The sequence below is a fragment of the Haloferax profundi genome, assembly GCF_001469865.1.
GTDB lineage: Archaea > Halobacteriota > Halobacteria > Halobacteriales > Haloferacaceae > Haloferax > Haloferax profundi.
On record NZ_LOPV01000695.1, the window covers coordinates 1 to 11,928 of the forward strand.

An 11,928-nucleotide genomic window follows, 5' to 3' on the forward strand; every position below is an offset into this window, starting at 1 on the left:
CGGAGACGCCGACGCACCCTGCGAGTGCGCCGACGGCAGTCGTGCCAGCCAGTTGCTTGAGAATCGTGCGTCGGTTCGTTGGCATTGCGAATCTATGATGAACTATGTGTTCATATATTTAATAGTTAGGAAACGTGGCGATTCTGGACGCGATAATTCGCCCGATTTCGACCTATCTCGGCCTCCAAAACGCGGACTGGGCGTATCGTTGTCTGTCGATTTCGCCACCTTAATAATTCGCTACGAACTATTGCATCACAAATTCAGAAAATAGGAAAACGATTATGGACGATGGGGATAGACGAGGAGTAATGGCACGTCTCACGCTCGAAACGTTACGGAAGGAGTACGACAGGGGTCGCGTCGTCGCCGTCGAAGACCTCTCGCTCGACGTCGACGACGGTGAGTTCATCACAGTCGTCGGCCCCTCGGGGTGCGGGAAGTCGACGACGCTTCGGATGGTCGCTGGACTCGAATCGCCCTCCGGGGGCACGATTCGAATCGGCGAGGAGGACGTCACAGACCAGAACGCTCGCAAACGCGACGTGGCGATGGTGTTCCAGAACTACGCGCTGTACCCGCACAAGACGGTCATGGAGAACATGGCGTTCGGCCTGCGGATGAGCACCGACCTCTCGAAAGACGCGCGCCGCGAACGCGTCCGCGAGACGGCGGAGATGATGGGAATCGAAGCCCTGCTGGACGACAAACCGGACGAACTCTCCGGTGGCCAAAAACAGCGTGTCGCTCTCGGACGTGCTATCGTCCGCGAACCCGACGTGTTCCTCTTCGACGAACCACTGTCGAACCTCGACGCCAAACTCCGGACGACGATGCGGACGGAGATTCAACGTCTCCAGAACGAACTCGGTATCACCTCGCTGTACGTCACGCACGACCAGGAAGAGGCGATGACGATGGGTGACCGCATCGTCATCCTGAAAGACGGCAAACTCCAGCAAGTCGGACGACCGAAAGACGTGTACGAGAACCCGGCCAACGAGTTCGTCGGCGGGTTCGTCGGGTCACCCTCGATGAACTTCCTCGACGTGACCGCCGCACGCGACGGCGACCACCTCGTTCTCGACGACGGTGGGTCGTTCTCCTACCGTCTCTCTGCGTCGTTCTCCGAGTCTCTCCGCGAGGCGACAGACGAGCGAACCCTGCGTATCGGCATCCGCCCAGAAGACGTGGCTACCGCCGACGACGGGGCGAATCTGGTCGACTCCGAAGTCGGCGTCGTCGAACCAATCGGGTCGGACAACTACCTCCACCTCGACGTTGCACCCGACTTCATCGCCCGCGTCGACTCCGACGTCGACCCCACCCCCGGCGAGACGATACAGGTCACCTTCGACGAGTCCGACCTGCACGTCTTCGACTCGCGAACCGGTGAGTCACTCCTGTACCGGCAGTCGAAGAAGCAGGCCACACCGGCGCAGTAACTGCGACGACTCGGCAGTCGCCGGAAGCGTAGCCCCAGCGTGAAACGATTGTTCGCTGTTTTTCGAGACGCGACCGGCCGGTTTACAGCATCCCTTCGTCGGTGAGCGTCGCCACCGTCGCCAGTCGGATGGCGTGTGGCCATCCCAGCGGAGTCGCACTGTCTGGCGTCCCGTCGTCGAAGAACTGCTCTGCGAGGTAGCCCTCGTCGGTACAGAGTGGCCCGTCCGGGAGGACGAGCGAGAGTAGTGATTTCCCCTCGTCTACGAACGACGACCGGCGCTCGTCGTCGTGGTCTGCGAGGAGTGCAGCGAGTTCGACTGCGGCGTTCGCCCCCCACGCGGTGGAGACAGTCCATATCTTTTCGGATGACTGCTCGCGCATCCGCCAGTCGTCGCCTTCGAATCGGACGAGACCCTTCACGTCGCTCTCGTCCGGGTCGTGCCAGAGGCCGTCGAAGACGGACTCGACGTGGCGGACGAGTCGGTCCAGTCGGTCGTCGTCGACCGAGTCGAGTTCGTCGTAGGTGCGGTGTGCCGACACGAGTTCGAGGGCCGCCGAGTCGTACCTGTCGTCCAGTTCGTCGCCCGCGAGACGAAGCGCGTAGCAGTCTCGCTCGTCACTCCAGAGAGCGTCGACACCCTCGTAGACTTCCCGTGCGCGCGCCGCGGCGCGGTCGGTCAGGTCGCTGTCGAGGTCCGATAGGGCGAGTGCGGCGTACGCTTCGAGGAACGTCGCCGTCGTGTGGCTGAATCGCCCGGTCATGTTCTCCCACGCGTTTTGGCAGTCGATTGGGAGGCCGTCGTCGCCGAGCGTCTCGTCCAGACTGTCCAGTGCGAGTGTGAGTGTCTCTTCGATGTCGGCGCGGAGGTCTGGGTCGTCGCAGTCGCCGTAGTACGTCGCGAGGAAAGCGATGACGCTCCCCGTCTGGTCGGCCTGATAGTCGGCGTCGTCACCCGATTCGAGGCGAGCGTTCGCCCACCCCGGTGCGAGCGACCCGTCGAACGGCCAGACGCGGTGCGGCCACGACCCGTCGTCGCGTTGGGTCTGGCAGTAGGCGCGGGCGCTCCGTTCGTGCCACGCGTCGAGGCCGAGACCGAGTCTCTCGTCGGATTCGAGGAGGAACTGTGAGATTTCTGCGTCGTCGCGGAACCACGTGTACCCGTACCCACCGGAGTACGCGTAGTAGGGGTCGAAGTCGGGGCCGGCGATACGGAGTCCGAGCGCTCCGGAGAGAAGCGAGAGGACGCGAACGTCGTCGCGCATCGCCGCCGCCTCGTCGTGAGTGGGAACCGACCCGACCGCTTGTTCGGCGGCGCGAGATTCCAGCGCTTCACGGCCGAGAGTCACGAGCGAACGGATGGTGTCGAGCGCGGCATCTCTGTCCGTCTCGGTTTCGTCGGTGAGGAGGGTTCCGACGGTGGCAGCGCCCGATTCGAACGGTGTCGTCGCGACGGCGGCACCACTCAACTGGCCTTCTTCGTATCTGTCGTCCGAGAGCGGGCGTGGAAGTTCGACTTCGGCGTCCGAGAGTAACTCGTCGAACTGTTCGGGGACGCGGCCTTCGACGTGGTCGAACGTCGGATGCGACGCGAGAAAGTCGTGTTCCTCGGCGTGGTACGCTTCGACGGCGTCGCCGTGGAGGAGTTGGCCGACCAGCGTGTCACGGCCGTCGGGTTGGAAGTGGACGAACGAGACGAGCTCCACGTCGGCGTCCGTCTCGAACCGCGTGACGTGCGCGTCGTCCAGCGTGAGGTCGTACTGCGTCACGTCGCCGTAGCACGTCTCGTGTTCGGTGACGACGAGACCACCGTCGCCGACGTACGACTGCGTCGCGCCGTCGTCGAACCAGACGACGCCCGTGTCGTCACCGACCGACCGGACGCCGAACCGTGAGCGCTCGACGCCCCACCGCCCGGAGAGGGGATAGCCGAAGTCCCGAAGCGACCCGTCTCGCTCGACGTGGACGAGTCGTCCACCGAGGCCCGAAAAGAGGCCACTCGTGGTTCGTCGTTCACCGGGGAAGCGAGTCGGGTGTTCTGCGTGCCGCTTGTAGTCGGCCAGTGCGTCGCGTAATTGCATTGGTGACTCGTGCGTTCTCCCCTGATAATAATCTTGGTGTAATGTTCCTTCACACTTTCACACTGTTCTGGATGGGACACGAGAGCGACGTCGACGCCGGTGAGTCGTCGCGGGGGCGGCGTTGGATTCGAGTGATTAAGTACCGTGGTTGTTGACTGTCGAGTATGGACGACCGGGAACTCGCCGACCTTCTGGAGCGATTCGGCCTCTCCGAGAAGGTCATCGACACGTACCTGACGCTTCTCGAACTCGGAGAGGCGAAGGCGAGCCAAATCGCCGACGCGGCGGGCGTCTCCAAGCGCTACGTCTACAGCGTGAGCCAAGAACTCGAAGAACGGGGCTTCGTCGAAGTTAACGACCACGTCGTGCCGACGACGATTCGACCACTCCCACCCGCAGAAGTCGTCGAGTCGCTCTCGGAGAGCGTCGAGTCCATGCGACCGGCGCTCGAAGCGCGGTACACGGAGACGGCCCCCGACGAGGAGCGATTCGAGGTCATCAAATCACGGGTGACGGTCCTCAAGCGCATCGCCGAACTCGTCGACCGGGCCGAGTCAGAAGTGACGCTGTCGCTCCCGTACGACGTCCTCGACGAGGTTGCCGACGAGTTGCGCGCCGCCCGCGACAGAGGTATCCTCATCTCGCTCGTCGTGAGTGGCGTCGAACCCCACGAAGACCTCTCGCTGGACGGACTCGCCTCGCTCGTCCGCGTCTGGCACGAACCGATGCCCACGATGCTCACCGTCGATTCTCGTATCGGCCTCGTCGCGCCCGGTGAGATGGTCGCCCGGTCGAACTCCGAGTCACAGGCTATCGTCTTCGCCCAACCGCACCTCGGCCCGGTCATCGTCGGGTCGTTCTTCGGGAACTACTGGCCGATGGCCGCAGAGGCGTACACCACCGAACCCGACTCCCTGCCGGCGACGTACCACAACTTCCGCCACGCCGTCTTGCAGGCGACACTGTGTGACCGCGCCGGTATCGAGCTCACCGTCACCGCCCACGGGCAGATGGTCCACACCGACGGGCCGACAGAACTCAGTGGTCGAATCGTCGATATCCGACAGGGCCTCCTCGAACCCGCGAACAACTCGTTCCCAGTCGAGAACACGCTCGTCGTCGAGACGGACGACGGCACCTACAGCATCGGTGGCCCCGGCGCCTTCGTCGAAGATTTCGAGGCGGAGTACGTCGAGTTCGCTCCCATCTCCTGACCTCTCTCGGCCGTCTCCGTGTTCCGTTTGTCGCGGGCTCCACTGCACTATTTTAGTCCATTACCACGTGTGTTAACACATGTCTATTGCACGGCACGACACCGGACTCGGGGCGACCCTCAGTGCACTCGCGTCGCAGGTGCATCCGGTGTTCATGCTCCCGCCACTCGCAGCGTCGTGGTTCGGCGCAATCCTCGCAGGGGAGTTCTCGCTCCTCTTGGGGACGCTCCACGCCGCCGCAGTCTTCTTCGGCGTGTACACTGCACACGTCAAAGACGGATACGTGGACTTCTACCGACGTGGCGAAGACGACGACCACCCGCTGACGCGACGCGGGTGTCTCCTCTGTCTCGTGGGGGCGACTATCGGGTTCGTCCTCTCGGCGGGGGCACTCGCCGGACTCGTCGACGCCGGCATCCTCGTCCTCACCGTCCCCGGATGGCTACTCGGGTTCTTCCACGCTCCACAGTTAGACACGAATCCAGTGACGACCACAGTCGGGTATCCCCTCGGTATCGCGCTCGGCATCCTCGGTGGGTACTACGCGCAGGTCGGCGGACTCGACGTGACACTGCTCGCCTTCGCAGGTGTCCTCCTCTTCGTCCTCTCGGGCATCAAGATAATCGACGACGCACAGGACTACGAGTACGACCGGTCTATCGACAAACGAACCGTCACCGTCGTCCTCGGTGAGTCGTCCGCGTTTCGCCTGGCCTACGCACTCGTCGCCGCTGGTCTCTTCTTCGTCGTCGCAGGGTCGATTACCGGGGCGTTCCCACCGTTCGCGTCAGTCGCCGTCCTTCCGTTCGCGCTCGTCGTCCTCGTCGCCCGCCGTGCGACGCCGACGCTCGCGACGATGCTCCTCGTCCGCGGGTCGTACGTCTTCCTCGCACTCCTCGTCGTCGCCGTGGCGTTTCGCCCCCTCGCTGGGGTTTCGCTCCCCGATATCGGCGTCCTCGGTCCGTACACCTACCTCGCGACCGAACTGTTCTTCGGGAGCATCACCGCCATCCTCCTCGTTCGCGTTGGCCGCGACGCGATGTACCGCACGCTCCGAACTGTTGCCATCGTCTATCCAGTCGCCTACGTCTGGGACTGGTACACGCTCGAAGTCGGTGTCTTCGAGATTCCGTTACGAACGGGTGTCGAACTGCTCGGCATCCCGCTCGAAGAACATCTCTTCATGCTCGTCGTCCCCGCGTTCGTCCTCGCCGTTCACGAGACGCTGGCGGTCGGTGAGTCGACAGACGCGTCGACGACGAACGCCGAGTGACGTGGTCGGCTACCTGTCTATTCCCCCGTCGCTCACCGCAGGCGACTGCGCTGCGTGCCCAGTGGTCATATCGACGTGAGCGCTCGTGTCCTCACCCGTCCCGGCAGACAGGTCACCCGCTGCGTCGACGTCGAACTGGTCGAGGAGCGACTGTAACCCCTCGGCGTTGGCGGCGAGCGTCTTCGCGCTCTGTGTGACCTGATTGAGAGACGCTGCCTGCTCTTCTGCGGCGGCAGACACCGTCTCTGCCTCGGCGGTAGTCTCTTCGCTCACGCTCGCTACTTCCTGCACCATCGCAGTCACGTCTTCCGTCGACGTGGCCTGCGCGTCAGTCGCGGAGGTGACCTCGTGGACGCTCGTGTTGTTCTCTTCGACGCGTTGGGTGATGTCGTCGAGCGCATCGATTGCCGTCTCGACCGACTCGGACTCCTCGGTGACGCGGGTTTCCATCCGTTCGACGCCGGAGACGACCGTCGCACGCTGTGATTGGATGTCTTCGATGAGCGCTTCGACTTCGGCAGCAGAGTCCGTCGTCGCCTCGGCGAGTTGCTTGACCTCGTTGGCGACGACAGCGAATCCCTCGCCCGCCTCTCCCGCGCGTGCCGCCTCGATGTTCGCGTTGAGCGCCAGCAGGTTGGTCTGCTCGGCGATGTCGCCGATGACGCCGACGATGTCGCCCACCTCTTCGGTGAGTTCTCCGAACTCGGCCACGTCTTCGACCGTCGAGCGCGTCTCTTCACGGATGGCGTCCATCCCGTGGAGTGCACCTTCGGCGGCGACCTGTCCATCGGCGCCGAGTTCGGCTGCCTCGGCCGAGTTGGCGGCTAATTGGTCGGCGGCGGTGGCAATCTCTTCGACGGCGGCCGAGAGCGTATCCATCTCCTCGGACACGCGCGTGAGTCTGCCCGCTTGTTCGTCTGCGCCGTAGGATATCTGTTCGACCGACTGCGCGACCTGTTCGCTGGCAGCGTTGACTTCGTTGGCCCCCTGTGCGACGTGGTCGCTCCGTTCTTGTACCTCGTCTGCGAACGTCATCACCGACCCGACGGTCGATTCGAGGTCGGCTATCATCGTGTTGAACGACGTGGCGATGGTCCGCATATCAGAGGAGTTGCTGTCGGTGTCCATCCGCACAGTGAGGTCCCCTGCTGCGGCGGTGTCCATGACGTTGCTGTAGACGTCTGCGTCGTGGCGCTGGTCGAGGAGGTCCGACCGAAGTGACCCGACAGCGTCGAGGACCGACCCGAACTCGTCGCGCCGCGTGGTATCGAGGTCGATGTCGAGGTCACCGCTTCGGAGGTGGGTGAGTTTGGCTTCGAGGTCGCCGAGTGGGTCGAGCATACTCCGCTTGAGGACGAGCGTCAGGCCACCGAGTCCGAGTAACAACACCGTGAGGAGGAGGCCGATGTCGGTGCCGACTGTCTGCTGGAGGTGGTAGGCGGAACTCGTCGGCGCGTGGATGAGGACCACGAGGTCTTCGGCACCCGCGTAGGCGACGACGTGGCGCTGGTCGAACGCTCCGTTCGCTTCCGCTTCGTAGGCACCAGACCCGCCAGCGAATCCGTCGGTGAGTGCCTGCGAACCTTGTTCGCCGTACGCGTCACCGCTCGCCACGTCCCGTTCGTCGAACTCGACGACACCGTCGCTATCGACGATTTGGACGAACGAGCCGTCGAACGGGACGTCGAACACCTCTCGGAGGTGTGCAGCAGACGAGACGAGGACGACGGCACGGTCCTTCGCGTCGGGGACCGGACTGACGAAGGCGATGTGCGTCTCGCCGCCTCGTTCGTACATCTCGGTGATGGCGACTTCCTCGTTGCTGGAGAACGTCGTCGACCCGTGGATGAAGTTCCGACCGTCAGAAATCGCAGTGCCACCGATTCGGTCCTGTGTTGAACTCGCGAGAACCTCGTTCGACGCGGTGTCCACGTAGTGGATTGCGACGAAGTCGTCCGGGAGACTCGTCATCTCCCTGTCGAAGAACGCCGAAATCTGTGTGGGGTCTTTGCTATCGAGGATGGGGAACTGCGACAGCATCCGCGTAATCTGGGACCGTTCGTCCAACCACACGGAGAGTTCGTCGGCCTGTAACGTGGCCGTGTTCTCTAGTTCGGCGTGAACCGACTCGTGGAGTTCGTCGGAGACGGTGAAGTACGTGTACGCGCCGACACCCGAGGTGAGGACGACGAGCACGCTCAACATGGCGGCGAGTTTGTACAAGTACCGTTCTTGGAAGCGCGCCGGGAGGGCCCGGTGAAGTAGTCGAAGCACATGCTTGTGTACTTAACACTCCTCATAATTGTGGGGCTCAAATTATCTCCACAGATATTCCTGGAGATTTTGACTTTACTGGTCAACTCGTTTATAGTGTAGAACTGACCAGCAGCAACGTCGAGTCGTGTGCGGCCGTCTACAACGACACCTACTCCGACTCGACGTGCGGATTCTGTCTCGTCCGTACAGACCGTGCAAGAGTCGTCACTCGACGTGGTTCGACCGAAGATACTGACCGACCCCCGATTCTCTATCGTACTATTTGGTTTATCGACAGACGATAGAGCGAGTGAACTCGCGCAGGAGGCGGGCCGAGCAGGACGGACTACGGCGAAAAATCAGGTGCTGGCCTGTTCGACGCTCTCGAACTCGTTTCGAGCGATAGCGTCGGTGAGGGCCTCGAAGTCGACGTCGTCGGGCGTCTCTGCGGGGTACTTGCGACGGAAGTAGTTCACGATGTTCTTCACGTCGCGTGCGAGGAGTTCGCGGGCGTTGTCGTGGTCGGTCGGGACTGCCTGTGGCCAATCGAAGATGGTGATTCCGTTCTCGCTGACGGCGACGTTGTACTCCGACATGTCTGCGTGGACGAACCCTGCTTCGTAGGCCGAGGCCATCTCGTCGAGGACCAAGTCGAGGACGCCCACCACCTGCTCGGAGTCCAGTCGGGCCTTGCCGAGTTCCACACCGTCGAGTTTCGACATGATGATGGCGTGCCGATTGTGGTCGACCGGACGAGGGACCGACACCTTGGGGAAGAGCGTCTCCAGCGCGTCGTACTCACGTTCGGCGGCCTTTCGCGCGGTGTAGAGCCACGAGACGTGGTGGTTGTCGGAGGTGTAGTCGCGTTCGCGGCGCACCTCGCGGAAGTTCGTGTACCCCTCGCGGTGGAACTTCAGAGCCAGCGGTTTGAACGACTGGACTTCGAACACGTCGCTTTCTTTGCCGACGCCGAGTGGTGCGCCGAACCCCTGGATGGTGTCTCGCTGGGCGAAGGTCCGCAAGGCGAGTGCGTCGTACCCTTCGACCGTCAGTTTGTACCCTTCGTACTGGATGGTCTTGCGCTCGATGAGGTCACGAGTCATACAGCGGTCGATGCGGTAGTCGACTTCTTCGGCGGTCATCCCCGAGTTCTTCGGGAGTTTCCCGCGATTGACCCACTCGCTGAAGCGCATGCCCTGCTCGACACCCGAGAGGAGATAGAAGTCCTCGGACTCGAGTTCGGCCATCACGCCGGCGACGTTCCGTACCATGTCCCTCTGTCCGCGGGCGAGGCGTAAAAGGGCCGCGAGTCTGGGAATCGACGGTCGATAAATCTCATACGACGATACGAAATCGGCTGACCGCGGCGAATCTGAGATCGTGACCTCCCGAGAGATGTGTCTCGGGTTCTCGCTTCCTGTCGAAACGTCGAGTTTCTGTCTCGCTACGGGTGGACGTTGACGCGGTACGGCAGTCCCTCCGGGTCGAACGTTCCGTCTGCGTCACACTGTACTGAAACCGGGTCCACTGCCGCCGCCCTGTCGGTCGGATACCACGGCCGACCAACTGCTGCGACGACGAACCGAGCAGTCTGGTCGCCGACGAACACGATGTCACCGTCGCCGAACTCGCTCCACACCTCGACGTCGATGGCGGCCGTCAAGTCGGCGACGAACGACGCCACGTCGGGGACGGCCATCCCGACTTCCGTCACGCCGACGATGTCCGTCTCCGGGTCGAACTCGCCCGACGACTGCCCGTCGTAACAGACGTACTCGACGACGTTCCCTTCGGGGTCTTCGAAGTACACCGAGTCCGCCTCCATGAAGTCGAAGCGGATACTCGGCCCCTCGTCGGTGTCGAGGATATCGACGCGTTCGTCGAGCCATTCGACGACAGAGTCGACGTCGGCGTCGACGGTGAACGCGAGGTGGTCAGCGTCCGTGTCGCCGAGTTCGAACCAGAGCGTGGTCTCCCCGGCGGTCACGGAGCGTTGTGCACCCGGCACCGGAGCGAATCCGAGGGTTTCGACGTAGAAGTCACACAGCGAGATGGGGTCGGTCGCGGCGATAGCGACGCGGTGGACGTGCATGAGTGGAAGTCACCGCGTCGCGGTATAATCGAATCGCTCGACTCGTTCCCAGCGTCGACACTGGTGCGCGCCTCTGTCAGTCTGCGTCGAAATCGCTTTCTCCCGGATGGACGAACCCTGCCTATGAACGACTCGCAGGGCGCACTCGCCGACCGCGAGTGGCGGCTGATTCGAGAAGATATCCGCTCGGGGCCGATGCAGATGGCACTGGACGAAGTCGCGGGTGAGACGGCAGCGAACGGTGGTCCGCGGACGGTCCGTGTCTACTCGTGGGAGCCCAGTTGTCTCTCGCTCGGGTACGGCGAAGACCCGGACACTGTCGACTGGGAGTTCTGTGAGCGCGAGGGAATCGACGTCACGCGTCGACCCACCGGCGGCGGGGGAATCTACCACGACCGAGACGGTGACGTGGCGTACTCTATCGTCGCGCCGAAAGCCGAGTTGCCCGGCGACCTCATCGACTGCTACCACCTCCTGTGTGAACCAATTCTCGACGCCATCCGGTCGGTCGGTATCGACGTGGACTTCGTCGACGAGGACGTGCCGGTTATCTGGCACCCAGCGTGCTATCTCCGGGCGCTCCATCCCGCACACGACATGGTCGCCGAAGGGCGGAAAATCGCGGGCAACGCCCAGTACCGCCGGCGCGACGCAGTCGTCCAACACGGCTCTCTCACCTACTCCGTCGACGCCGAGACGCACCTCGGGGTGTTCGACGGGCACGACGTGACGCCCGAGGAGTTCAGAGACCGCGTCGTCGGCGTCGACGAACTCGCCGACGTATCCCGTGAGACGTTCGTCGAGGCGGTGACCGACTCGCTCGCAGACTTCGTGGATGCCGAAGAAGGGTCGTGGACAGACGACGAACTCGACCGGGCGCGAACGCGGGTCGAAGAGAAGTACGCGACCGACGAGTGGGTCCGTCGGAATCCGCGCGAACGTCAGTGAGTCGGACGTCGGCGGCGGAGTGAGCGAACGTCCGACGGGTACTCGGATTCTGGTATCCGTCTCGGCGTCGGCGTTTAGAACCCGAAGTTCTCGGTGGATTCGAGTTCGAGAGCGTCGGTGATGCCCTCGTGGACTTCGGTGAGTGGGGGGACGTCTCGCGTGGGGTCTAGCCAGTGGTCGCCAAGCCAGCGGTAGCGAACCGTCAGGTCTTCGTCGAGGAGGAAACACGACCGCCGGGCACGTTTCGAGACGCCAAACGTTCGGTAGACCACGTCGAATTCCGACGCGAGTTCGAGGTCGGTGTCGGCGTAAAGCGGAAACGTCAGGTCGTACCTGTCGATGAACCGGCGGTGCATCCCGACGCCGGATTTACTCGCACCGACGACGGTCACGTCTCGCCCCGCGGCGAACCAGTCGAAGTCACGGAACGCACACCACTCGTCGGTGCAGTCGGGGCTGAAGTCGGCGGTGTAGAAACACAGCAAAACCGGGTTCTCTGCGACGAGGTCCGAGAGACGCCTGTCTGTCACGTCGCCGTCGGGTGTGACGAGTGTCGCCTCGACGTCGGTGGCGTTCGCACCGACGGGGAGTCCAGTCATAGCACTAACTCGTCACAGAGA

Annotated in this window: 9 protein-coding genes; 4 read left to right on the forward strand and 5 right to left on the reverse strand. The window is 63.0% G+C overall.

Annotated features, from left to right (window positions below):
• Window positions 1-311: 311 nt before the first annotated feature.
• Complete coding sequence (locus AUR66_RS18865) at window positions 312-1,445, forward strand: ABC transporter ATP-binding protein (protein WP_058573652.1); 1,134 nt, start codon at window positions 312-314, stop codon at window positions 1,443-1,445.
• An 82-nt stretch (window positions 1,446-1,527) separates the two neighbouring features.
• Here AUR66_RS18865 and AUR66_RS18870 read toward each other — a convergent pair whose 3' ends face one another.
• The gene (locus tag AUR66_RS18870) at window positions 1,528-3,525 is read right to left on the reverse strand and encodes a hypothetical protein (RefSeq protein WP_058573653.1); all 1,998 of its coding nucleotides are present in this window, start codon (window positions 3,523-3,525) and stop codon (window positions 1,528-1,530) included.
• Window positions 3,526-3,689: 164 nt separating this feature from the next.
• On the opposite strand from AUR66_RS18870, the gene AUR66_RS18875 reads away from it, so the two are divergent.
• Window positions 3,690-4,739 carry a TrmB family transcriptional regulator gene (locus AUR66_RS18875; protein WP_058573654.1) on the forward strand — a complete coding sequence of 350 codons (1,050 nt, stop codon included), beginning with the start codon at window positions 3,690-3,692 and terminating at the stop codon, window positions 4,737-4,739.
• Between the two features lie 79 nt (window positions 4,740-4,818).
• The gene (locus AUR66_RS18880) at window positions 4,819-6,012 is read left to right on the forward strand and encodes a lycopene cyclase domain-containing protein (RefSeq protein WP_058573655.1); all 1,194 of its coding nucleotides are present in this window, start codon (window positions 4,819-4,821) and stop codon (window positions 6,010-6,012) included.
• A 9-nt stretch (window positions 6,013-6,021) separates the two neighbouring features.
• On the opposite strand, the gene AUR66_RS18885 is transcribed toward AUR66_RS18880, so the two are convergent.
• The 3 genes from AUR66_RS18885 to AUR66_RS18895 form a co-directional block, all read right to left on the reverse strand.
• A complete protein-coding gene (locus tag AUR66_RS18885; RefSeq protein WP_082682293.1) occupies window positions 6,022-8,286 on the reverse strand; it encodes a methyl-accepting chemotaxis protein in 2,265 nt (754 codons plus the stop codon).
• Window positions 8,287-8,627: 341 nt separating this feature from the next.
• Window positions 8,628-9,539: a serine/threonine-protein kinase RIO2 gene (locus AUR66_RS18890; protein WP_058573656.1), complete on the reverse strand. Its 912-nt coding sequence runs from the start codon at window positions 9,537-9,539 to the stop codon at window positions 8,628-8,630.
• Window positions 9,540-9,712: 173 nt separating this feature from the next.
• Complete coding sequence (locus AUR66_RS18895) at window positions 9,713-10,360, reverse strand: VOC family protein (protein WP_058573657.1); 648 nt, start codon at window positions 10,358-10,360, stop codon at window positions 9,713-9,715.
• Window positions 10,361-10,483: 123 nt separating this feature from the next.
• Here AUR66_RS18895 and AUR66_RS18900 point away from each other — a divergent pair, with 123 nt between their 5' ends.
• Window positions 10,484-11,308, forward strand: a complete 825-nt coding sequence (locus AUR66_RS18900) for a lipoate--protein ligase family protein (protein WP_058573658.1) — start codon at window positions 10,484-10,486, stop codon at window positions 11,306-11,308.
• Window positions 11,309-11,382: 74 nt separating this feature from the next.
• On the opposite strand, the gene AUR66_RS18905 is transcribed toward AUR66_RS18900, so the two are convergent.
• Window positions 11,383-11,907, reverse strand: coding sequence for a redoxin domain-containing protein (locus AUR66_RS18905; protein WP_058573659.1), 525 nt, complete (start codon window positions 11,905-11,907; stop codon window positions 11,383-11,385).
• Window positions 11,908-11,928: the final 21 nt, after the last annotated feature.